Annotated in this window: 22 protein-coding genes and 1 pseudogene; 2 read left to right on the plus strand and 21 right to left on the minus strand. The window is 47.4% G+C overall.

Annotated elements, in window-relative coordinates:
* Window positions 1-159: 159 nt before the first annotated feature.
* The 6 genes from H9Q76_RS08215 to H9Q76_RS08240 form a co-directional block, all read right to left on the minus strand.
* Window positions 160-1,500, minus strand: a complete 1,341-nt coding sequence (locus H9Q76_RS08215) for a virulence-associated E family protein (RefSeq protein ID WP_009321442.1) — start codon at window positions 1,498-1,500, stop codon at window positions 160-162.
* Window positions 1,385-2,125 carry a CHC2 zinc finger domain-containing protein gene (locus tag H9Q76_RS08220; protein ID WP_014079457.1) on the minus strand — a complete coding sequence of 247 codons (741 nt, stop codon included), beginning with the start codon at window positions 2,123-2,125 and terminating at the stop codon, window positions 1,385-1,387. Before H9Q76_RS08220 ends, H9Q76_RS08215 begins: the two co-directional genes overlap by 116 nt.
* 47 nt (window positions 2,126-2,172) lie before the next feature.
* The gene (gene mobQ, locus H9Q76_RS08225) at window positions 2,173-3,645 is read right to left on the minus strand and encodes a MobQ family relaxase (RefSeq protein ID WP_074104019.1); all 1,473 of its coding nucleotides are present in this window, start codon (window positions 3,643-3,645) and stop codon (window positions 2,173-2,175) included.
* Window positions 3,646-3,647: 2 nt separating this feature from the next.
* Window positions 3,648-3,965: a DUF3847 domain-containing protein gene (locus tag H9Q76_RS08230; protein WP_008816380.1), complete on the minus strand. Its 318-nt coding sequence runs from the start codon at window positions 3,963-3,965 to the stop codon at window positions 3,648-3,650.
* A 286-nt stretch (window positions 3,966-4,251) separates the two neighbouring features.
* Complete coding sequence (locus tag H9Q76_RS08235) at window positions 4,252-4,455, minus strand: hypothetical protein (RefSeq protein WP_004614949.1); 204 nt, start codon at window positions 4,453-4,455, stop codon at window positions 4,252-4,254.
* 147 nt (window positions 4,456-4,602) lie between these two features.
* Window positions 4,603-4,827: a helix-turn-helix domain-containing protein gene (locus tag H9Q76_RS08240; RefSeq protein ID WP_005362423.1), complete on the minus strand. Its 225-nt coding sequence runs from the start codon at window positions 4,825-4,827 to the stop codon at window positions 4,603-4,605.
* 302 nt (window positions 4,828-5,129) lie between these two features.
* Here H9Q76_RS08240 and H9Q76_RS08245 point away from each other — a divergent pair, with 302 nt between their 5' ends.
* Window positions 5,130-6,170, plus strand: a complete 1,041-nt coding sequence (locus H9Q76_RS08245) for a DUF6076 domain-containing protein (protein WP_008816376.1) — start codon at window positions 5,130-5,132, stop codon at window positions 6,168-6,170.
* A 224-nt stretch (window positions 6,171-6,394) separates the two neighbouring features.
* Here the strand turns inward: H9Q76_RS08245 and H9Q76_RS08250 are convergent, their stop codons facing one another.
* The 8 genes and pseudogenes from H9Q76_RS08250 to rlmD all read right to left on the minus strand — a co-directional run bounded on the left by H9Q76_RS08250 (window position 6,395) and on the right by rlmD (window position 14,060).
* Window positions 6,395-8,773, minus strand: a complete 2,379-nt coding sequence (locus H9Q76_RS08250) for an ABC transporter permease (RefSeq protein ID WP_117447644.1) — start codon at window positions 8,771-8,773, stop codon at window positions 6,395-6,397.
* A 14-nt stretch (window positions 8,774-8,787) separates the two neighbouring features.
* Window positions 8,788-9,453, minus strand: coding sequence for an ABC transporter ATP-binding protein (locus H9Q76_RS08255; protein ID WP_002586595.1), 666 nt, complete (start codon window positions 9,451-9,453; stop codon window positions 8,788-8,790).
* Window positions 9,454-9,642: 189 nt separating this feature from the next.
* Complete coding sequence (locus H9Q76_RS08260) at window positions 9,643-10,062, minus strand: nuclear transport factor 2 family protein (RefSeq protein WP_044946403.1); 420 nt, start codon at window positions 10,060-10,062, stop codon at window positions 9,643-9,645.
* A 26-nt stretch (window positions 10,063-10,088) separates the two neighbouring features.
* Complete coding sequence (locus tag H9Q76_RS08265) at window positions 10,089-11,120, minus strand: sensor histidine kinase (protein ID WP_117447643.1); 1,032 nt, start codon at window positions 11,118-11,120, stop codon at window positions 10,089-10,091.
* Window positions 11,117-11,809, minus strand: coding sequence for a response regulator transcription factor (locus tag H9Q76_RS08270; protein ID WP_117447642.1), 693 nt, complete (start codon window positions 11,807-11,809; stop codon window positions 11,117-11,119). Before H9Q76_RS08270 ends, H9Q76_RS08265 begins: the two co-directional genes overlap by 4 nt.
* Before the next feature lie 220 nt (window positions 11,810-12,029).
* Window positions 12,030-12,158: pseudogene (locus H9Q76_RS08275) on the minus strand (helix-turn-helix domain-containing protein); the annotation flags it as partial.
* Window positions 12,159-12,314: 156 nt separating this feature from the next.
* Window positions 12,315-12,536, minus strand: a complete 222-nt coding sequence (locus tag H9Q76_RS08280; protein WP_117781678.1) for a DUF3784 domain-containing protein — start codon at window positions 12,534-12,536, stop codon at window positions 12,315-12,317.
* Window positions 12,537-12,716: 180 nt separating this feature from the next.
* A complete protein-coding gene (gene rlmD / locus H9Q76_RS08285; RefSeq protein ID WP_249321892.1) occupies window positions 12,717-14,060 on the minus strand; it encodes a 23S rRNA (uracil(1939)-C(5))-methyltransferase RlmD in 1,344 nt (447 codons plus the stop codon).
* 424 nt (window positions 14,061-14,484) lie between these two features.
* Between rlmD and H9Q76_RS08290 the strand changes: the two genes are divergently transcribed.
* Window positions 14,485-15,363 carry a YitT family protein gene (locus tag H9Q76_RS08290; protein ID WP_117781679.1) on the plus strand — a complete coding sequence of 293 codons (879 nt, stop codon included), beginning with the start codon at window positions 14,485-14,487 and terminating at the stop codon, window positions 15,361-15,363.
* Here H9Q76_RS08290 and coaBC read toward each other — a convergent pair.
* The 7 genes from coaBC to H9Q76_RS08325 all read right to left on the minus strand — a co-directional run bounded on the left by coaBC (window position 15,360) and on the right by H9Q76_RS08325 (window position 22,003).
* Window positions 15,360-16,553, minus strand: a complete 1,194-nt coding sequence (gene coaBC, locus H9Q76_RS08295; protein WP_249320925.1) for a bifunctional phosphopantothenoylcysteine decarboxylase/phosphopantothenate--cysteine ligase CoaBC — start codon at window positions 16,551-16,553, stop codon at window positions 15,360-15,362. The two genes, H9Q76_RS08290 and coaBC, sit on opposite strands and share 4 nt — an antisense overlap.
* Before the next feature lie 26 nt (window positions 16,554-16,579).
* Complete coding sequence (gene panD, locus H9Q76_RS08300; protein WP_117781681.1) at window positions 16,580-16,969, minus strand: aspartate 1-decarboxylase; 390 nt, start codon at window positions 16,967-16,969, stop codon at window positions 16,580-16,582.
* A 27-nt stretch (window positions 16,970-16,996) separates the two neighbouring features.
* Window positions 16,997-17,845, minus strand: a complete 849-nt coding sequence (panC, locus tag H9Q76_RS08305; RefSeq protein WP_117781682.1) for a pantoate--beta-alanine ligase — start codon at window positions 17,843-17,845, stop codon at window positions 16,997-16,999.
* A 241-nt stretch (window positions 17,846-18,086) separates the two neighbouring features.
* Window positions 18,087-18,914 carry a 3-methyl-2-oxobutanoate hydroxymethyltransferase gene (gene panB / locus H9Q76_RS08310; RefSeq protein ID WP_249320926.1) on the minus strand — a complete coding sequence of 276 codons (828 nt, stop codon included), beginning with the start codon at window positions 18,912-18,914 and terminating at the stop codon, window positions 18,087-18,089.
* Window positions 18,915-18,917: 3 nt separating this feature from the next.
* Window positions 18,918-19,763: a Rossmann-like and DUF2520 domain-containing protein gene (locus H9Q76_RS08315; protein WP_118544877.1), complete on the minus strand. Its 846-nt coding sequence runs from the start codon at window positions 19,761-19,763 to the stop codon at window positions 18,918-18,920.
* Window positions 19,764-20,003: 240 nt separating this feature from the next.
* A complete protein-coding gene (guaB, locus tag H9Q76_RS08320) occupies window positions 20,004-21,455 on the minus strand; it encodes an IMP dehydrogenase (protein WP_177980764.1) in 1,452 nt (483 codons plus the stop codon).
* Window positions 21,456-21,523: 68 nt separating this feature from the next.
* Entirely contained in the window at window positions 21,524-22,003 is a 480-nt protein-coding gene (locus H9Q76_RS08325; RefSeq protein WP_177980765.1) for a chemotaxis protein CheX, read from the minus strand.
* Window positions 22,004-22,034: the final 31 nt, after the last annotated feature.

The following is a 22,034-nucleotide window of genomic DNA, read 5'->3' on the forward strand; positions in this document are numbered from 1 at the left end:
TGAAAACAATCCATAGGCGCTCTATTATTACTTTTTACTTTTTCTTTGATTTCTTGGTTGACATGGTTGACAAAGGAGAGAAATGCCCCAAATATCAGGCTTTTCCCCGTCAACCGGCTGTCAACCAAAGCGTCAACCAAACTGTCAACCGGTGGCTTTTCAGAATGGAAGTTCCATTTGCCGGGCTTCTTCTTCCGTGATTTCCTGAAAACCGTCCCCCTCCGGCGGAGCTTGGTTGACACGCTCCCAGCCTTTTTGAGAACCGTATTTCTTATACCGCTTCGGGCTTTTGTAGGCTACCCAGCCCTGTATGATGCCGCCCGCAATGCCGGTATTCATAATCTCGCAGATTGCCCGTGTCTCCCAGTCTGCCGGGGAATTTAAGTTCCCCAGCGCTTCCTCATAAAGCTGCTTGGAACATACCCTGTCGCCGGTGTAGTCCTCCAAATAGGCGTAGATCATGCCGGCCTGTGTGTCTTCCTGCATAAAGTCCTGCTGGTGGGCGTTCAGGTATCGGTTCATTTCCATGCTGAATGACAGCTTATACTTCCCACTGCGATAAACCGTCATGGCTTCCGCCCACATCTGTTCGATATACGCCCTCGCCGCCGCTTCATCGTCCAGTATGTGAACCTCCGCCCGTTCCGGGTACACCGTCACGGGGAGAAAGCGCCGGTTGCCGGTGCGGTCACGGGGCAAAAAGTCCTGCCGGTTGGTCGTCCCTCCAAATACACATTGCCGCAGCCGGTCTGCCGGATGTGTCTCATACGGCACTTTGTAGGTTTCTTTCTGGCGGCTTAAGAATGACTTGATTTCCTCAATACTCTTGGCGTTGGCTGTGGCAATCATCTCCGACATCTCGATAATCCAATGCCCTTGCAGCTTGCGGTACACATTTTCATCGTCCAGCTTTTTCAAATCGTCTGAAAACCATTCGTCCCTGCCTGCCAGCAGCCGGAAAAAGGTAGATTTCCCGGCTCCCTGACCACCAACCAGACAGAGCATGACCTCAAACTTGCTCCCCGGTCTGAATACCCGCCGGATGGCTCCCATCAGGAACAGTTTCAAGGCTTCATAGGTGTATTCGTCCGTATCGGCTCCCAGAAAGTGATGCAGGGCGTAACGGATGCGCTCTGTGCCGTCCCATTGCAGGCTGTTCAGGTAATCCCTGACTGGATGGTAGCGGTTTTCATTGGCAACAATCTTGATGGCGCTCTGCACCTTTTTCTCGCTGGTAAGCCCGTAATTTTCTTCCAGATACAAAAGCAGGTAGTTCATGTCCATGTCGGTCAGCGTGGTACTGGTGCGCTCCCAGCCCAGCGGCTTCACAATGTCAATCTGCTCCGTCAAAAGGTTCAGGCGCAGCGCCCCGCGAAACAGAGGGTCACGCTGGAACACCGTCAGGCAGTTTCGGATGCTGTTCTTCACGCCGCCTTTCTGCGTCCCCTCTAATGTTTCCCGGATTTCTGCCGGTGTCTGCGCCGGTTCCATTGTGTCCATCGTCCTTTTGACCGCTTCCTGCGTTTCCGGCGGCAAGCTCTGAAATTCGCTGTTCAAGCCGCAACACCTCCTTTCCCTGTGCGGCGATCAATGCCGCTTTTTCTTCTATTTCTCCGTATAACAAAATATCCAAAAGGTATTCTGTGTAGCTTATCCTCTGCAACGCTTCCACAAAAAGAGGATGCCAGATGGCATCCTGCGGCTGTGGGGCGTGTGCTGTTTTCCAATGCTCCAGCAGGCGCAGATAATCGCATAGCACCCGGAAACAATACCGTTCCGTTTCCTGAAATCTCTGCTCCGCTGATTTTTGTCGGGGCTGTGACCTGTTGTGACGCTTCCTATCTGGCGGCGCATTGCCGGATTTCTCATAGGAAACGCCGAAGTCCTCCGCAAGCCTGACCGCAGCTTCCCGTTTCCCCAATCCATGCAGCAAAGCGGCAAAGTCGATCACATCCCCGGAAGCCCCGCAGCCGAAGCAGTAAAAGCGGCTGTCCACTTTCATGCTGGGCGTGCGGTCATTGTGGAATGGACAGCAGACCATGCCGTTTCTCCCCACCCGGATTCCATAGAATGAAGCAGCCTGCCGGGTGGTAACAGACTGTTTCACCGCTTCAAATACATTCAAATGCTCCCTCCATAAAAATACTGGTAGCGGTAAAGCTGCCGGTTATATCATAGCTCCATCTCATGTTTCTTTCTCTGTACTGCCTGTGGCTGCTCCCTCCGGCGCAGTGCGGTATCTACGGCGTTCTGCACCTGCCGTAGCCGTATGACTTCCTCCCGGAGTGGCTTGTGCTGCGGAGACAGTTCGGCATACTCTGTTTTTAACTGTGCGTATTCCTGTTTCCATGCTTTCAGGGCAATGGGTTTTCCGTCCAGTTTTTCTTTCAAAATACGGCGGGCGGCATAAAACAGCCGTAACTCCGCATCGTGGGATGTTTCAAATTTCTCCCTCTGTTTCTTAAACTTGATATTGTTCAATTCCGTATGAACAGGTTTTAGCCGCTGGTAATTCTCGCCCTCCCGTATCAATTCCTGCAATTCCTTTATCCGGGCAGATTTCTTTTTCATGGAGTCGCTTAACGCTTCAAATTCTTCGTTGACAGAGGAAAGACGCTCCTGCAAATCCTCTAATGTGAGCAGCTTGTTTTCCGTCAGATAATTGACGGCTTCGGCAAACTGCTTTAAGTTTCCGGTTCTGGCTTTATTGCTCCATGCCCCTGCGTTGCGCTGGTTGTAATAAGCGATCAACAGGTCGGCAAGGCTCGGTGTCTGCGGTTTGGAAAGTTCTTCTTTTACCTCTGCCATCCAGACAAACAGGGCTTTGATCTTCTTCCTCACATCCTGCATGAGCCGGTTGGTGGCTTTAATCCAGCGGTTCAGTTCCCCTTTCTCGGTGCGGATGCCCTTTGCTTCCATCTGCCGGACATTAGCTCCCTCGTGGACAGTAGGTATCAGGTCAAGCCCCTGCCGCACATAGGAACGGTGGTCGATACGCACATCCAGCCCTTTTTCCTCAAATTTTGTATTAACGGCAGCCGCCCACTGCTCCCGCCAGTGTTCCAGCGTTTCCGGCTCATGCCAGTCTGTTGTATGGACCGCGTTAAACATATAATCGCCGTTTTTATCCCGGATTCGGTTTCCATCTTCATCAAGAAGATATTCCCGACGCTGTTTTTGTCCCCATGTGCCATCCGGGTTCAAAGGGCGCATGGTTGTCATCACATGAAAATGCGGGTTAGGGATGCCGCCGTCCTCTTTCTCCGGGCTGTGAAAAGCAAGGTCGGCAATCATGCCTTTTGTCACAAACTGCTCCTGTACGAACTTCCTCGCCAGCTCCATGTTTTCTTCCAGCGTCAATTCATTCTGCATGGCAATATCAAAGGAATAGGCAAGCTGTGCTTTTGGATGTTTCTCGCAGTTCTCCACAGCATTCCAGAGGGTCGCCCGGTCAAGATATATTTCCGGCGCATGGGGCGGCAGCATGATTTCCGAAGCGATCACGCCGCCCTTTTTGGTGTAGTCGCTGACTTCTCCATAGTAGCTGCTGTAAAGACGCTCCCCGGCTCGATAGGCTGCGCTGGCAATGGCGCTCTGACCGGCGCTGCGCTTGATCTGTGCGATTGAAAAATGATAAAGTGCTATCCTTAGTCACCGCCTTTCTCCTGCCCGGAAATACGGGCGTGGTTCTCTGTGGCAGACCGGATGAAATGCTCCGCCTGCGGCAGATTCAAAATGCTTTCCATGAGGGAATAAAATTCCGCTTCGGATAGCTCCTTTGTCTGTGGTGCAATGCTCTCAATAGCTGCCCCACGGGTAATCAGCCGGTGCGTCCTCTGTTTCCGGGAACCGCTTTCCAGATACGCCTGCCGGTTTTTCAAACGCTGCATTTTCCGTTTTTCCTGTTCCAGCAGGACAGTGGTTTTTTCATATTCCTGCTTCAACTGTTCCAAAGATTTTTCCATGTTCTCACATCCTTTGCTGATAAGATAAAGAAAGACCATCCGCAGACAGTCCGTGTGTCAGTGCTTCTATAAAACCCGATGAAAAGGGAAAACCGCAGAGCGGATTTCTCTTTGCGGCGGATACACAGGGGATAGCCGCTTTAGCGGCGCAAGGGGGTGTAGCCACCTTGTCGGAGCGAAGCGAACGCAGACCTCGGATTGCTGATTTTATCAGCGGCAGAGGTAAGCTCCGCAGGACGCACGATACATGGTCTTTAGACTATGTATAGAAGTGCGCCCTTAGTTCCTAAGGGATTTTGCCGTTTCCGGCAGTCTTGTCCTTTTTCTTGGAACGCTTGGAAAGATACTTCGGGCAGTCAACCACAACCGCCCGGAAGCTCTGTTTACATTCGTGCTGGCATTTCCGGCACAGTTCGTTGTAAGTGATACGGCTGCGGTCATTTAAGAAGAAAGACCATTCCAACCGCCGCTTGTTACTCATTCTTGCCATAACCGGCTCCTTTCTCCGTTTCTATCTGATGTACGCAGATAGGCTGTTTTGATGTAGCGTCTCGGTATCATTTTTAAGTTTTTTTCCCTCTGTATGCCCCTTTGGAAAGTGCGGCAGTATTGCAAGTCAGGGAATGATACCTCACGCTTATTTGTCGCTTCCCGGTACGGTTTCGGAGCCTTTTGCCATCCATTCAAAGAAAGCAATTTTGCTGACCTTGATAAGTCTGCCCCTGCGGAACGCTGGAAAGCCGGGTGTGTGTACCAGCTCATAGGCGCTCGCTCTTGAAATTCCCATAATCCGCTGAATGTCCGCCACATCCAGAACCAGCGGTAAATCCTCGTAGCTGTTCAATCTCTTTTTATCGTTCATTCTGTTCCTCCCATAAATCAAATAGGTTAAAATGCTTCCTGTTGCCGTTCTCCCCAAAAGCCGTTTTCCTGCCCCATTCCTGCGGTGTTTCCCTGCATTGGTGCGCCGAATGCGTCACTTCTCCTGCCGGTCATATCCCTTTTGGACGGTCATTCACTTGTCAAGGTACTGTGCGGTACGAAATTACCAACCGCAATCATCATAGCGTACTATCCTTGACAAAACAATGATTCTGCGATACCATGAGTGTAACGGATATAACTGAATTATATAATTACCATAAACAAAGGCAGGGGATAGGGATGGAGAATCAGTTTATACGGCATGAGCCATGTTTTGAGAGGATTTTGTTTGTCCTGACGCTGGACAGGAAGAAAATGAAAGAGCGGATTTTGATTGGGGAAGAACAGCAGATCCGCTTCCGTCTGAACGGGAGCCAAAACGCAGAGGTGCTTTGTGATATGACACGCCCACTGGGAACTTTTTTGATAAACTTTGAGCGTGACACGGACAGAGACTGGAACTTATACGGGCTTTCTCCGCTGCGGCAAGCTCTCCACTCCAACCGATGGAAACAGCCGGAGCTGGAGCAGGCGGCAAGCGAATTTCTTTGGGAGAAATATCTTAGCAACGACCCTCTGAAAATGTATGTGGCGTTCCGTATCTGGAACAGCTATCTGCTTGCCAGAGAACCCCGTGACCGTAACGCTGCCTGTGACCGCTTCATGGATAAAATGAGCAGACTGACCGGGGTATTCCAAAACGAAACCATGAGCTTTGACAGGGAGACAGGAAAACCGAAACAATTTCAAGCTGGCAGCCTTTATTTCAAAGGCGCACCGTCAGAAGATACCCGGCTTGACCTCTGGTTCCCGGACAACCGGCGCACAGAAGAATGTGTGTCTGCCTATGCGTCCCTCTACCCGTTGATTACCTATTATCTGAACAGGCTGAATGACTGGGGGCTTTGCTTCCGGCGGTGCAAGGTCTGTGGAAAATATTTTCTGGCAAAGAGCCAGCGGTATGAGCTGTGCAGCGACAAGTGCCGAAAAGCACAGGCGCTTCAAAACAAGCGGGAATTTGACGAGAGGTCAAGAGAAAATAACTATGACCTGCTTTATAAAAATGAATGCCAGAACTGGCGCAACAAAATAAACCGGGTAAAAAATACCGCAGGCTTTCCGGCTGACCGTCTGGAAAAAATACAGGCTTCCTTTTCCGACTTTAAGAAAGAAGCCTTACAGAGAAAAAAGGCTGTAAAAACAGGAACGGCCAGCCCGAAAGAATTTACGGACTGGCTGTATCAGCAGAGTAATGTAATTGTTGAGCTGACCGAGATATGAAAAACTTTCTATCGTCAATTTCGCATTATTGCAATAACAGATTGCTTCTTCCATGAATGGTAATATTATCATCAAACTTTTGGAAGAACTATAAATGTCCGAGGTGCCTTTGATTTCAACAAAAAAACAGGCTGAATTGTTACAAAGCTCGGACATTTCAAAAATTTTTTGAGAAATGGCGAAAAAAGCGGGGCAGCACACGCCGCCCCGCCGATCCCATACGGTTATTCCATCGCCCGCATTTGTTCGATCAGGGATTGCTTTTTCTGTCTGCGGATTGTCCATACAGACAAGATCAGTTCCATTCCGAACAATACCAGAATGAACAGTCCCATTTCCAAAACCGGGAATTTGTAAGGCACTACATTTCCGGCAAAAGCTCCTATACTCATTTTTCTGCAAGCAAAGATGGAAGCCGGAAGCCCAACGATCAGCGTCGCCAATGTTGCAAAGAGCGCATAGCACAGCCCCTCACAGATGTTCATTTCACATAGCTGTTTTTGTGTTAGGCCGATAGAACGCAGAATACTGTTTTCCTGCTTTCGGGCTATCTGGTTAGAGAGTGTCGTATTGATAAGGTTGATAACGCCAAAGAGAAATACCAACCATGAAAGTATCTCCATACTGCCAAACGCAAAAGAATTTGTCATTTCTTCATATTCAATCACTGTATTGATTTCATCTAAGGCAATATTACTATGGCTGGCAACAATATTTTTCAATTCAGCTCCCACATAGTCCGTTTTTTTCGGATCGTTTACAATGCTCCATGAATAGTCGAAAGAAGCGATTTCCGGGTGCAGTTCATGGAACAATGCTTCTGGTGCGAAAAAGAGTACTCCATCGAGGGCCAGTTTTCCATGCCCGGAAGGCGTCTTGTTGGAATCAAACAATCCTGATACAGTGACGGAAACAGGCGGTTGCCCCTCTCCAAAATAAAAGTCAACTGTTGAACCAACACCCATATCCTCATTCTGCTTTAGCACATTATAGTCAATTACAATACTACGGGAATCTTTTGGCATCGTTCCTGCTGTCAGAGCCGCTTCAACTGTTGCATAATTCTGGTCGGTCAGCATATCACACATACCACCGCTTTGGTAAATGTCCGTCTTAAGGGTTGCATAGAGAGATTGTCTGCTTGAAATTATATCTGTAACACCATCAATAGATAAGATTTCCTGTTTTAATTCTTCATTCAACGGATTTCCCGCTGCCATAACCTTTTCTTCTGTCATTTCAGAATCCAAATAAATTTTATAGTCGCCGTCCGGGAAAAACCGTCTTGCAAGCGCCTCTGGAGAACGCAGCAAAACAATGGAGGATACCACAAGCAGAATAATTCCGCCCAAACTCAATGAGGCTACAATAGCAACGGTCTTTTTTCGGTCACGCTTAAAATTCGCAATTCCCATTGAAACAGGATTGAGCTTGATATTCTTTTTTCGGCTTCGGATGTCCTTTTGTGCCGGGGTAAAACGGACGGCTTCAATCGGGGAAATCCCTGCCGCAATTTTTATCGGCTTACGGATGGAAACAGATACCATGATCCAACTGCTTATGAGTGTCAAAATAATCGTTGCCACATAGGAAACAGCATTAAATCCCTTGGGAAACAAAAGAAAACCGCCGCATACACCCAGCACTGTACCAATCAAAATCCCGATACTGCCGAGTTTACGCCCCTCCCGCTTTACAATCCGCTTGATTTGCTTTGGCGTTGCACCAATCGTCCGTAGCTGCCCGTAGCTCTTGATTTTGTCATTGATGGAGATACGGAAGATACTCTGGATCACAATATAGCCGCCGATCAGAACAATGGCAATCACGCCAGCCATCAGTGCAAAATCAAAGGATTTAGAAGCATAGGCAAAATACTTGCTGTTCATTTTGGGCATAGGAAGCTGATATTCCTCCGCAATCTCCCTGCAATAAGAGGTCATCAGTTCTTCGCCCAACTGGTCGCTGTTTTTGAAATGGACATAGGCGCGATAGCCAGTCGGGTCAAACCCTTTCCATCCTGTCAGGGCAGCGTTGGAAAGAATGATAGCGCAGGTATTCGCTTCTTTTTCATTTACGCTGTCCATAATGCCGGTAACGACATAATCACCATGAAAACTCTCTGTATCTAAGGTCACAGTGTCCCCGATCTTGGCATTGTTTCCATAGGTGGAAAGAAAGTATTCGCTTACAACAACTTCATTTGCTTTTTCAGGAACCCGGCCCTCTAACAACTCCATCTGCGCCTTGGTAATCTCCATCATTTGCGCGTCGCAATACACATAAGACGCATGATAGCCCTGTTCTGAAAGCTCCTCACCCAGCATATAGTAGCCGCCTACGCGCTCAAACTCCGGCAGTCCTTTCAGGGTTTCAATGTCGTTTTCCTCTACGCCCAGCCAGACCGCCTCATAAGTATCGACAACCTGATTGCGCTGCATTTGTGTCAGGGAGGTAGACACAATTCCCGTAAAGCAGATCAGAAATGCCGCCAGCGCAACGGCAATCACCACCATCAGATTCCGGCGCTTCTCGCTTTGCAAACTTTTCTTTGCCAGCTTCTTTGTAATGGCGCTGGTATCATTCTCAAAAGGCCATGTCATAGCCTGCCACCTCCTTACTCCACAATCTTGCCGTCCTCAATGCGGACAATCCGATCTGCAAGGCGGGCAATGTCGTCATTGTGCGTAATCATCACAACAGTTTGCCGGAACTCTGCACTGGTGCGCTTGATAAGCCCCAGCACCTCGGCGCTGGTCTTGCTGTCAAGGTTGCCGGTCGGCTCGTCGGCCAGCACAATAGCCGGTTTGGTAATCAAGGCGCGGGCGATAGCCACACGCTGCTGCTGTCCGCCGGAAAGATTGTTCGGCATATTTTTCAGTTTATCTTCCAGCCCCAGCAGATGAACGATCTCGTCCAAAAACTTCTGATCCACCGTGTCCCCGTCCAGCTCCACCGGCAGGACGATGTTCTCATACACATTCAGGATCGGAACAAGGTTATAGTTCTGGAAGATAAAGCCGATGTTGCGGCGGCGAAAGATGGTAAGCTGCTCGTCGTTCTTCTTTGCCAGTTCTTCGCCTCGGACAATCACTGTTCCGCTGGTGGGAGTGTCCAGCCCGCCCATCATGTGAAGCAGGGTGGACTTGCCGCTGCCGGAGGTTCCCACAACGGCCACAAACTCACCGTCATTTACGGAGAAGTTCACGCCGTCAAGGGCGCGGGTGATATTCGGCTTTGTGCCGTAATACTTTTTCAGATCAATCGTCTGCAAAACGCTCATACTCAAAACTCCTTTCAAGGCTTTCTGCCTGTTGATAAGGTCATTGTAAAACCCAAATGTCCGCGAAATGTTACAGCGGCCAAAAAATTTCATTGAAAATCGGGGTGAAATGTTACAGCGCTCGGACATTTCAAAAAAATTTACGGCGGGCAGCCGGAAATGGCCGTCCGCCGTAGCTCATGATCTGTTCTAAAACCAATTCGCCTTTTGATTTCTAAATTGAGGAGTATCGCTTTCTTGATAAGGATTGTAGGTATTACGGTTACACCCAAACTCTTTTAATGATTTTATTTTATTGTCCTCTGTCCATTCAATCAAAGAAATACCGTCAAATTCCTCTATATCCCCATTGTTCATTCCATTTTTGAAATACCACTCTACAATCGTTTGATTTTCTTTATGGAAAAATTGCTTGATTTCCCAAACTACCACCTTTCCACGGGTATTCCACTCCTGAAACCAATGTTTTACTGTTTTACGATTGCTATACTGGGGACACCAACTTTCTGTATAGAGTACATCTTCCGCAAAAATATCATCAATGCCCATATCTTTCTGATAAAGCCACATATCAAACCACAGTCGGATTATTTTTTCTCGTTCATTCATAATAGAAACACCTCGCTTGTTTACTTTCATTTTGTAGGCAGCATAATGGAAAATTCCGAACCCTTGCCCGGCTCCGAAACCACTTTGACATAGCCGCCCTGCCGCATTACAATCTCGCGGGCCAGATACAGGCCAATGCCCACGCCCTGCTGTTCGTGTACTTCTTCCTCACGATAGAAGCGCCGGAAGATGGCAGCCTGATTGCTTTCGGAAATGCCCTTGCCGGTGTCGGTCACTTTGATCTCCACATACATTTCCCACAGCACCACCGACACAGCGATTTTCCCGCCTGCCGGGGTGTACTTCACCGCATTGTCCAGCAGGTTAAAGAGGGCTTCCGATGTCCACTTGCTGTCATGGGAAACGGTCAAATCCTCCGGGCAGTCCACGGACACGGCGATTTCCTTTTTCTCCGCCGCATACACGATCCCACTCATGGCCTGCGCCACAGTATCAAAAAGACGGCCCAGCTTCTTATCCAACTGGATCACGCCTGTTTCCAGTCGGGAGGTTTTCACAAGGGCCTGAAAGAGAAAGTCCAGCTTATCCGTCTGGCTGCGGATTCCCCGGATAAAGTCGGTGCGCTCCGCCTCGGTCATGGGCTTTTCCAGCAGGGTGTCCGTCGCCATTTTCAGATTGCTTACCGGCGTTTTCACCTGATGGGAAATATCCGATACAAGGGTCTGTAACTCCTGCCGTTCCTCGTCCACCCGGCGGCGGTTCTCCTGCATGATCTGGTAAAGCCTTGCCAGCCGGTGTCCGATTCTGGCAAGCTGGGTTTCGCTGTCCTCTGGCCGCTGGGGCGCTTCATTCCCGGCGATCATGTGGTCTAAGGTCTGGCACAGGTCAGCGGTAAACTGCGACAGCCGCTTTCCAAACGCCTGCGTCAGTACAAAAATCCCCACAAGGGCGCACAGCAGCAGCGTCCCGCCTGTCAGCAGCACCGCAATCTGTTTTGTCACAAGAAACAGGGCTATGGTGATCCCGGACATGGAGAGGACAAGCTCCATTGCCACCCGGCCAAACAGCCGCTTTACCGAGAGGTTTTGAAACTTCATTTTGCCTCGCCTCCCGTCCATTGATAGCCCATGCCGTAAACAGTCTTGATGTAGGGTGCGCCGCCGTCAGATTCAATCTTGCTGCGAATCCGGCTGATGGAGGTTGTCAGGGTGTGTTCGTCTACAAACCTCTCGTCTATATCCCACAGCTTTTCCAAAAGCTGCCCACGGGTCAGCACTTGCCGGGGATTTTTGCGGAACAGGTTCAGCATTTTATACTCCATCGGGGATAGGGTCAGGGGCTTGCCGTTTAGGGAAGCCGTCTGCTCCGAGAAGTCCAGAAACAGCCGCCCGTCGTCGTAAATGTCCTTGGCCGGTTTGTGGTGTTCCAGCATAGCGAACATGGCTTTGATTTTTCGCTGCAAGGCCCCGATCACAAAGGGCTTTGTGATGTAGTCCACCGCGCCCACCTCATAGCCCCGTATCTGGTCGCTCTCCTGATCGTTGGCGGTCAGGAATATTACGATGGTGTCCGGGTGCTGGGGCTTTATCAGCTTGCACAGCTCAAAACCGTTCCCATCTGGCAGGTTAATGTCCAACAGCACTAAATCAAATTCCCGCTGGCGGATGGCTTCGGCTGCGGTTCTGGCATTTAGAGTAGAAGTCACGCCGTAGCCGTCTGCGGTCAGGTTATAGGCTAACATCTTATTCAAAAAACTGTCGTCCTCGACAATTAAAATCTGCTTCATATCCTCACTTCCTTTGCTTTTTGCAGATAGTATAACAGGCAAATGTCCGAGAATTGTTACAAGGACAAATATATTTATCATATTACAGCTTTTTTATGTGTACTGCAATTTTATAAAAGAAAGGACAGCAGTATCATCAAATTGCTGTCCTTGCGGTTTATTATAGCTGGTAGTGTATAAGCGTGGGTTCATCATATTTGGTGTGGTATCTTTAACTATGGGAAACTCCGGTCTCCCATTTTGATACTGCCCGGTCACTGATTCCGAGCTGCTCAGCAAGGACTGCCTGAGTCATGCCCTGTTCCTTTCTGCAGGACGCTATGAATTTTCCAATTTTGATTTGATCCATATCGGGCACCTCCTTTCATGACTCAAGCATATCCGGAATTCATGTAAATTCACACGAACCATCAGTTGATTTTTGCTTACTCTACCGCTGGTTGAGTCAAGAATAATGAACTCCATACTTCCGCTGTTGGCAGCGTGGCGCCATCAACTGTCATCTTTATGTAAATATGATGAGAACGATTCCAGCAACCAAAACCGCTATACCAATGACAAATTCCACCATTCCGACGCGTTTTGCATACTCTTCATTTTTTCTCCCTGCTTTGAAATCAGCTTCAAAACAATTGATGAGATTATACTTTTTCCGGAGGTATATAAAATACCCGAACAGAGTAAATGACAATCCCAACAGAACGGACACTATCTTCAATACCAGCATAATTTACCTCCAACATCTAACTCGGCAACTCAACTTATTGACATCTATCTCGGCAACTCAACATTCACACCTTTTACCGGAGACGCCCTTGGATAAGTTACCGCAGAGCGATTATCCACTCGACGCTCTCGAAGCTGCCGAAAGCCGGAAAGCGCCTGAAATCAAGGGCTTTCGAGCCTCTTATGTGTCTTTCTTTGACATCAATACAACCGTCTCAACATGCCCTCCTTGGCAAAATTGATCCACGACCGCAACCTTCTCGACCTGATACCCAAGCTCGCCCATGCGCTTCACGTCTCTGGCAAGCGTGGCTGGATCACAACTCACGTAGACCATCCGCTTTGGCTGCATATCTGCGATTGTCTGTAATAATGTCTCATCGCAGCCCTTGCGTGGCGGATCGACGACGATCACATCCGCATATACGCCGTGTTCCTTGTATTCGGCTGGAAGCACTTCTTCTGCCTTGCCAACGAAGAACTGCACATTTTCGATGCCATTGATCTGCGCATTTACCTTTGCATCGGCGATTGCCTGTGGGACGATTTCCACGCCGTACACCTTCGCCGCCTTTTTGCTCAAGAACAGCGAAATAGTTCCGATACCGCAGTACAGATCCCAGACTGTCTCCCCGCCTTGCAGATCTGCATATTCCAAGGCTTTGTCATACAGTTTCTTTGTCTGCACCGGGTTTACCTGATAGAACGACAATGGTGATATCTGATATTTCACATCACCGATATAATCCGTGATATAATCCTGTCCCCATAAGGTCTTGCATGTATCTCCCAGAATCCGGTTCGTCTTATCCTGATTGATATTGATGCTGATGCTCGTCATTCCATCGATCTGGCGCAACCGCTCTACCAGCACATCCGCATGTGGGAGCTTCGTGCCATTGATGATCAGGCACACCATGATCTCACCGGTTGTAAATCCTACCCTCGTCAGGATATGACGCATCAGACCAGTATGCGTCTCCTCATCATAAGTTGAAATATTATATTCCTGCAGGAAATCCCGCACACATTTAATAATTGTATCATTGCCTTCCGCCTGAATATCACAATGCGGCGTATCAATGATCGTATGCGTTCTTCCTGCATAAAATCCGGTTACGACCTTTCCTTCCTTGTCCCGTCCCACCGGGAACTGTGCTTTATTCCGGTAATTCCACGGATTCTCCATGCCGATGATCGGCTCCATCAGATCTTCCGGATGCTCGATTCCACCGATACGCGAAAGACAGTTCTTAACTTTGTTCCATTTGTAATCAAGCTGTTTTTCGTAGCTCACATGCTGCAAGGTACAGCCTCCGCATGGTCTTGCCACCGGGCATTTCGGTTCTACGCGATATGGTGACGGTTTAATTACTTCCACCAACCGCGCATACACATACTGCTTTTTGACCTTTGTGATTGCGGCACGGATCGTATCGCCCATCACAGCATCCTTCACGAATACTGCGATGCTTCTGCCGTCCTCGGTCGCTACATGTCCGATTCCTTCGCCGTCTGTTCCCATATCCTCTATCACTAATTCTATGCTATCGTTTTTCTTCACTTTCGTTCCTCTTTTTTACCTAATTCATATTTATAAATTCAACTAATCATAGTATACTATATTTATAATTTGAAGAAAAGAAACAAATAATCAAACATCAAGATGTTCTGTAATTTGTGGATATATGGTTGTATTTCATTGCAGTAATATGGATATGTTTGGAACTTAGAAGTTCTTGATGTTCTGAGTATAATCAGCAATGTTTGAACACGATGTTCAAACAAGCCGCCACTGAGCCACGGATGGCGAATTGGCGGCGGTTGCGTACAATTACAACTATCTATATCAGAACATCTAGTACTTCTTAGTTTCAATACATCTCATATTACTGCAATGAAATACCAACATATCCACCAATTCCACACACCGCAAAGGAGGGTTCACCATGTTCCAGTCCATTGAATACAAACACCCGAAATTCTATCAGGTATTCCGGATCTTCATCGTTATCCTCGCGTCCATCATCTTCGCATGGAACCTGTGCTGTTTCGCACGTCCTGCGGGATTATTTCCGGGCGGTTTCTCCGGATTATCTCTGCTTCTGCAGGAGATCTTCCAGAAATTCCTGCACATTCATGTTCCATACACACTGCTGAATGTCCTGTTAAATATCATCCCAGTCTACATCGGGTTCAAATTCATCGGACGGAAATTCACACTCTACTCGATTCTCACGATCATTCTGTCGAGTATTTTCGTCGACATACTGCCTGCCTATGTATTTACACAGGACGCCATGCTGAACAGTGTGTTCGGCGGTCTGATCAACGGATTCGCCATCAGTCTGTGTCTAAATGTCGGCACAACAACCGGCGGTACAGACTTCATCAGCATCTATCTGTCCCAGCGCAAAGGAATTGATGCCTGGAACTATATATTATTTGGAAATGTCATGCTGCTGATTCTGGCCGGTTACCTCTTCGGCTGGTCGATTGCGCTTTATTCGATCATCTTCCAGTTCTGCAGCACACAGGCGATTCAGATTCTTTATAAACGATACAAAAAAGAAACATTATTTATCATCTCGGATTACTCCGAACAGATCTATAAAGCAATACGGGAAACAACCAACCACGACGCGACGTTGTTTCAGGGCATCGGCTGTTATGAAGAAAAAGAGAAAACTTTGATCTACTCTGTCATCAATACAGAAGCAAAACGCCAGCTCATTCCTCTGATTCGTTCGATTGATTCACATGCGTTTATCAATATCGTCAAAACCGAAGAACTCGCTGGCAGATTTCATGATATACCAAATGATTAGTTTATCTTTGCTATAATTTCATCCAATATCGCATTTGCGACATCTTCTTTGCTCATCAGAGGGAGTTCTTTTTCTCCCTCTTTTGTTATGAGTGTCATAATATTCGTATCCACGCCGAATCCGGCACCCTCTACCTTCAGGTTGTTCGCAGCAACCATGTCAATATGCTTCTTCTCTAACTTCTTCTTCGAATTTTCTACCATATGCTCTGTCTCCATAGAAAATCCGCAGATAAACTGTCTGTCCTTCTTATGCTCGCCAAGATATGACAGGATATCCTTTGTTCTTGTGAGCGGAATAGCCATGCTGCCATCCTGCTTTTTGATCTTTTCATCGCTGACATTTTCCGGACGGTAATCGGCAACCGCCGCTGCCTTGATGATGATATCCATATCCGCGCTCCGGCTTGTCACTGCCTCATACATATCTTCCGCTGTAACAACCTTCACCATATCGACAAACAATGGATCCTCCAGATTCGTCGGTCCAGCCACAAGTGTAACCTTGGCGCCACGGAATGCCGCCATACGTGCCAATGCATACCCCATCTTGCCGGTCGAATGATTCGTGATATAACGGACCGGATCGATGGACTCCTGTGTGGCACCTGCTGTCACAAGCACCTTCTTACCTGCAAGGTCTTTGTCCATTGCGCAGGCACGGATAATATAATCCACAAGTACATGCTCCGGTGGAAGCTTTCCTTTGCCGATATCCCGGCATGCCAGATATCCTTCGTCCGCCTCGATGATTTCATATCCATAGGAGGCAAGCTTCTTCATGTTATCCTGCACGATTGGATTCTCGTACATATGTACATTCATGGATGGGGCAAGCATAACCGGACAGGTTGCAGGAAGCACACAGGTCGTGAGCATATCATCCGCAATTCCATTCGCGATCTTGCCAACGACATCCGCACTTGCAGGTGCGATCAAGATTGCATCCGCCTGCGTACCGAGCGCGATATGCGGTACATGCAGTTCCATGCAACGGTCAAATGTATCTGTATAACAGTGGTTTCCTGTCAGTACTTCAAATGTCTCCGGTGTGATAAAATGTGTCGCATTCTCTGTCATCACAACATGGATGTCTGCATGCAGCTTGGAAAGCATGCTTGCAACATTCGCCATCTTGTAGGCTGCGATACCACCACTTACACCGAGCACGATCTTCTTTCCTGTAAGCATAATGTTCCTCCTAGTTAAGAAATATTTCACATATCCTCTAGTCTACCATGTTTCTCGTAATTTGTCAGTCTCGAAATCTTATTCTCCTCATCCACAAATACAACCTTCGGCTTATGTGTCTGTACCTCTTCCGGCGTCATATCTGCATAACACATAATGATGATCTTATCTCCGACACACACCTGTCTTGCGGCAGCACCGTTTAAGCAGATCATGCCGCTCTCACGCTCACCGGCGATCACATACGTCTCGAAGCGGTTTCCATTTTCGATATCGACGATCTGCACCTTCTCATATTCGAAGATGCCAGCCGCCTCCATCAGTGCCTCATCGATCGTGATGCTGCCGACGTACTGCAGTTCCGCCTGCTTTACCGTTGCGCGATGTATTTTACTTTTCAGCATATTGACTGTCATACATGTATCTCCTTTTTTATCTAACTCTTAAACTGTATAGTGGAAATTATCAATAAGTCTTGCTTCGCCGCCGATATTGACTGCGATTGCACACAGGATGTCACCCTTCAATGTGTCGATGCTCTGCATGGTCATACCATCTACGATCTCCACATAATCGATCGTTGCAAGCGGCATTGTGTTGATCAGGTCGGTCATAGCCTTCTTGATCTTCGCTGCGTCACGCTCGCCATCTTCTACCATCTTCTTACCAAGGAAGATGGCCTTGGACAGGATCACTGCCTGCTTTCTGGACTCCGGGGAAAGGTATGTATTTCTGGAGCTCTTTGCAAGTCCGTCTGCTTCTCGGATGATCGGGCATCCAACGATTTCGATATCCATGTTCAGATCGGTAACCATACGCTTGATTACAGCGAGCTGCTGTGCATCCTTCTCACCGAAATATGCCTTATCCGGCTGTACGATATTGAACAGCTTATTCACTACCGTACATACACCACGAAAATGAACCGGGCGGGACAATCCACACAGTGCATTGGTAAGTCCGTTCATATCAACGAAAGAACAGAAACCATCCTTATACATTTCCTCCGGTTCCGGATGGAATATCAGACTTGCGCCGGCTGCCTCGCACAGCTTTGCATCTGCCTCTAAATCTCTTGGGTAGCTTGCCAGATCCTCAGTCGGTCCAAACTGCATTGGATTAACAAATACGCTGACTACAACCGCATCATTTTCTGCAACTGCCTTGTCGATCAGGCTCTTATGTCCCTCATGCAGATATCCCATTGTCGGCACCAGACCAACCTGCTTGCCCTCCTTTTTCCATGCTTTGACTCTATCCCGAACTTCCTTCACTGTTGTTACGATTTCCATGTTATTTCTTCCTTTCAATATTCAAAGTTTTATTGTAAAGCAACGAAAACATAATAGGTGTATATGGAGTTGTACATAATTCAAATTTTAGCGCAGACCGTTGAAGCACGCTGGTACTTAACAAGTGACAACCTGTTGTCACGAGTTTAGTACCATTGCGTGCTGAACCGAGCGAGAGCGCGTCTGCGTGGAATTTGAAATTATGTACAACTCTTTTAGAACACGTAAATGTTTTCGCACCTTAGTACAATTTCTCGATTACATCATCTGCGATTGCATAAGTATGCTCTGCGGAAGGATATGTGCCTTCCTTTACTTCCTTGATATACTGCTCGAATCCCTGCTTCATCATCGCGCCGGTCTCTGCAAACCGCTTTACAAACTTCGGTGTGAAATCACTGAACATGCCAAGCATATCTGCATATACAAGCACCTGTCCGTCGCAGCCATTTCCGGCACCGATACCGATGGTCGGAATATCTAACTTCTCTGTCACAAGCGTAGCCAGCTTCTCCGGTACACATTCGAGTACCACTGCAAATGCACCCGCATCCTGTACAACCAGCGCATCGTCAATCAGCTTCTGTGCAGCCGCTTCCGTCTTTCCCTGTACTTTGAATCCACCAAATGCATTGATAGACTGTGGGGTAAGTCCGATATGTGCACACACCGGGATACCTGCCTGTGTGATTGCTTTAATCTGTGGTGCTACTTCCACACCACCCTCTAATTTCACTGCATTGGCACGACCTTCCTTCATCAGACGTCCCGCATTTACAACCGCATCATAGACCGATGTCTGATAAGACATAAACGGCATATCAATCACGACCAAAGCTTCCTTCGCACCACGTGCAACTGCGGCGCCATGATGAATCATATCTTCCATTGTTACGGAAACTGTGTCCTCATATCCAAGCACGACATTTCCGAGAGAATCGCCGACCAGAATCGAATCCACACCTGCCTCGTCCATCAGCTTGGCTGTCGAATAATCATATGCTGTCAACATCGTAAGCTTCTCGCCGGAAGCCTTTGCCTTTGCAAAAGTAGTTACTGTTTTTTTCATGGTTTACTCCTTCATATCCAATATAGTTTGAATTGCCTGACTGTCCGCATTGCACAATTGCTTCGAAAGCAGCCGGTACACCTCGCGCGCATCACCGTCAAGTGCCTGCAGATGTTTCTCCACCGTTGCCACATCGCCGCGGCTGACCGGTCCCGTCAATGCTTTCTCGCAGCCAAAGCGTTCCATATTCTCTGCATTATTTGCAAAGAGCGGCATCAGTGCGTGCTCTGCCTCCTCCGGTGTAAATCCGCACTCCGAAAGAAGGGTTGTCCCCATCTTATATAGTCCGATCACCAGATTACTTGCAAATACTGCCGATGCATGATATTTCGCCTTTTGGTCTGCGGAAATCTGCCGGATCGTATGTCCCATTTTCTCAAACAGACATATGAGTTCCTGCGTCTTCGTTCCTTCGCCTTCAATCGTCATGTAACAGTCTTGGAAATGTATGTAGGAATCCGTCTTCGAATTCACTGCATAAATAGGATGTATTGAATACCCGCTTACGCGACTACCCATACCAGAAAATATACGTGAGGAAAGAGCCCCACTTGTATGAATCATCGTTTTTCCATCCAGACACACCGAACTAGCTGCAATCTCTTCTGCCACGTTCGCGATTTGTCCGTCCGGAACCGTTAAAAATATAGTATCACACGCCTGAACCAATGTCTCCATGTCTTCATAGTATTTCGTACCAGTAAATCTCGCTGCCTCTCTCGCACTCTCCGGATTCCGACTATAGAAGCCCTCCACACAGAGCATCTCTGCATGTGACTTTGCGAAATCGGATAAATGTCTGCCGAGCGTAAAGCCCATTCTGCCAGCTCCAATCAATCCAATCTTCATACCATCACCTCTTCCTTCTGACCAAAGGGGTGTGCACCATATTCATTTCCCAGTATAGTTTCTTTCGAATACCATCCATTTCGCAATATAACATTTCAATTATCATTTGTAAATATATTTTTGGAGGATAATTGTATAGAATTTGATACAATCATATATATGGAAAAAAATGCATAAAAAAGACATCCTGCAAGATTTCTCTCACAGAATGTCTCTGATTTTTATATAGAGATTTTCCGATTACTCCACACTGTAGTTTGGTGCTTCCTTTGTAATCTGGATATCATGTGGATGGCTCTCCTTCAGAGAAGCAGCTGAAATCTCAACGAACTCTGCCTTCTCATGAAGCTCCTCGATTGTCTTCGCACCACAGTAACCCATACCTGCACGAAGTCCACCGATCAACTGGAATACAGTATCTTCAACGGTACCCTTGTATGCCACACGGCCTTCGACACCTTCCGGCACAAGCTTCTTTGCATTTGCCTGGAAGTAACGGTCTTTACTACCATTCTCCATCGCTGCGATACTACCCATACCACGGTATACCTTGTATTTTCTTCCCTGATACAGCTCGAAATCTCCAGGGCTCTCATCCGTACCCGCGAACAGGCTGCCCATCATACATACATTCGCGCCGGCTGCAAGTGCCTTTGTGATATCGCCGGAATACTTGATACCGCCATCTGCGATAACTGGGATTCCTGCTGCATGTGCTGCCTCATATGCCTGCATGATTGCTGTAATCTGTGGAACACCGATACCGGCTACGATACGCGTTGTACAGATAGAACCAGGTCCGATACCGATCTTTACGGCATCCACGCCTGCATCAATCATAGCCTGTGTACCGGACTTTGTAGCTACGTTACCAGCGATAACATCAAGATCCGGATACTTCTCCTTGATCATGGCAAATGTCTTAAGAACATTCTCAGAATGTCCATGTGCTGTATCGATAACGATTGCATCCACCTTAGACTTAACAAGTTCGTCTACTCTGTCGCAGATATCCGGTGTAACGCCCACAGCTGCGGCACAGAGAAGTCTGCCCTGTGCATCCTTGGCTGCATTTGGATACTTAATCTGCTTCTCGATATCCTTGATTGTGATAAGTCCCTTCAACATCATGTTGTCATCAACGATAGGAAGCTTCTCTTTTCTGGCTCTGCCTAAAATTGCCTTTGCCTCCTCGAGTGTGATACCCTCTTTTGCTGTAATGAGGTTCTCAGATGTCATGGACTCCTTGATCTTCTTTGAGTAATCTGTCTCGAACTTCAAGTCACGGTTCGTGATAATACCTACCAATTTGCCGTTTTCTGTAATCGGCACACCGGAAATTCGGAACTTCGACATCAGCTTATCTGCATCATCAAGTGTATGCTCTGGTGAAAGAGAAAATGGATCAGAGATAACTCCGTTCTCTGAACGTTTTACTTTATCAACTTCCTCTGCCTGCTGCTGAATCGACATGTTTTTATGAATAACTCCGATTCCACCCTGTCTGGCCATGGCGATTGCCATTCTGTGCTCTGTGACAGTGTCCATACCGGCACTCATAAGAGGAATATTCAACCTGATTTTCTTTGTGAGCTGTGTTGATAGAACAACGTCATTTGGAATAACACTTGAAAACTGTGGTACTAATAAAACATCATCAAATGTGATTCCCTTACCAATAATCTTACCCATTTGTCTTTTTCCTTTCCTTTCTTTAGTCTGATTATATTAGGTAATTCGAACCGATGAAGGTTCAGGTATTACTTATCCTCGTAAACGCAGATGTAAAGTCCGATGTATTCTTCCCCGCCATACATCAAAGGTACTTTAATTCCATCTATATCCGACTTCAACTGTAAGTCATCGCCATATACAGCAAGTGGCGGCGTAATATCGATGATAATTCCAAGTGTGGAAAAAATCGTTGCCGTGTTCCCCATAATCATATTCCCCAGTTCATTTAATGCGGAGGATGCCATCTCATCCAACTCATTGACCGGCATTCCGAACATCATACGGGATGCAATATCCTTTGCATTGTTCTCCCGGATTGCCAGAATTACCTGACCTTTCATTTCTCCCACTACGCCGACCTGAATTGCATAATATTTGTCATGTAAATGAAAATCTGTCATCTCAGGCTTGCCAACTGTCAACTTCACCTGAGTAACACTTTCTACAATAGAAATACTCGACTGCAAAAAAGGGTTAATGTGCTTTACATCCATTGCAGGTACCATGTGCCCTCTCCTTAGTATTATTTTGAAATAG

Source organism: Wujia chipingensis (assembly GCF_014337155.1).
In the GTDB taxonomy this organism is placed as follows: Bacteria; Bacillota; Clostridia; order Lachnospirales; family Lachnospiraceae; genus Coprococcus_C; species Coprococcus_C hominis.

Coding starts and splice junctions, on each gene's coding strand:
- H9Q76_RS08270 (WP_117447642.1), bottom strand. CDS start 11,809: ATGAAGCAGATTTTAATTGTCGAGGACGACAGTTTTTTGAATAAGATG.
- guaB (WP_177980764.1), bottom strand. CDS start 21,455: ATGGGTAAGATTATTGGTAAGGGAATCACATTTGATGATGTTTTATTA.
- H9Q76_RS08290 (WP_117781679.1), top strand. CDS start 14,485: ATGTTCCAGTCCATTGAATACAAACACCCGAAATTCTATCAGGTATTC.
- H9Q76_RS08215 (WP_009321442.1), bottom strand. CDS start 1,500: ATGGACACAATGGAACCGGCGCAGACACCGGCAGAAATCCGGGAAACA.
- panC (WP_117781682.1), bottom strand. CDS start 17,845: ATGGAAATCGTAACAACAGTGAAGGAAGTTCGGGATAGAGTCAAAGCA.
- H9Q76_RS08240 (WP_005362423.1), bottom strand. CDS start 4,827: ATGAACGATAAAAAGAGATTGAACAGCTACGAGGATTTACCGCTGGTT.
- H9Q76_RS08265 (WP_117447643.1), bottom strand. CDS start 11,120: ATGAAGTTTCAAAACCTCTCGGTAAAGCGGCTGTTTGGCCGGGTGGCA.
- H9Q76_RS08280 (WP_117781678.1), bottom strand. CDS start 12,536: ATGCTGGTATTGAAGATAGTGTCCGTTCTGTTGGGATTGTCATTTACT.
- H9Q76_RS08255 (WP_002586595.1), bottom strand. CDS start 9,453: ATGAGCGTTTTGCAGACGATTGATCTGAAAAAGTATTACGGCACAAAG.
- H9Q76_RS08315 (WP_118544877.1), bottom strand. CDS start 19,763: ATGAAGATTGGATTGATTGGAGCTGGCAGAATGGGCTTTACGCTCGGC.
- coaBC (WP_249320925.1), bottom strand. CDS start 16,553: ATGCTTACAGGAAAGAAGATCGTGCTCGGTGTAAGTGGTGGTATCGCA.
- H9Q76_RS08260 (WP_044946403.1), bottom strand. CDS start 10,062: ATGAATGAACGAGAAAAAATAATCCGACTGTGGTTTGATATGTGGCTT.
- H9Q76_RS08230 (WP_008816380.1), bottom strand. CDS start 3,965: ATGGAAAAATCTTTGGAACAGTTGAAGCAGGAATATGAAAAAACCACT.
- panB (WP_249320926.1), bottom strand. CDS start 18,914: ATGAAAAAAACAGTAACTACTTTTGCAAAGGCAAAGGCTTCCGGCGAG.
- H9Q76_RS08250 (WP_117447644.1), bottom strand. CDS start 8,773: ATGACATGGCCTTTTGAGAATGATACCAGCGCCATTACAAAGAAGCTG.
- H9Q76_RS08245 (WP_008816376.1), top strand. CDS start 5,130: ATGGAGAATCAGTTTATACGGCATGAGCCATGTTTTGAGAGGATTTTG.
- rlmD (WP_249321892.1), bottom strand. CDS start 14,060: ATGGGAACAGACGGCGAAGGAATCGGACATGTAGCGACCGAGGACGGC.
- H9Q76_RS08235 (WP_004614949.1), bottom strand. CDS start 4,455: ATGGCAAGAATGAGTAACAAGCGGCGGTTGGAATGGTCTTTCTTCTTA.
- panD (WP_117781681.1), bottom strand. CDS start 16,969: ATGACAGTCAATATGCTGAAAAGTAAAATACATCGCGCAACGGTAAAG.
- H9Q76_RS08325 (WP_177980765.1), bottom strand. CDS start 22,003: ATGGTACCTGCAATGGATGTAAAGCACATTAACCCTTTTTTGCAGTCG.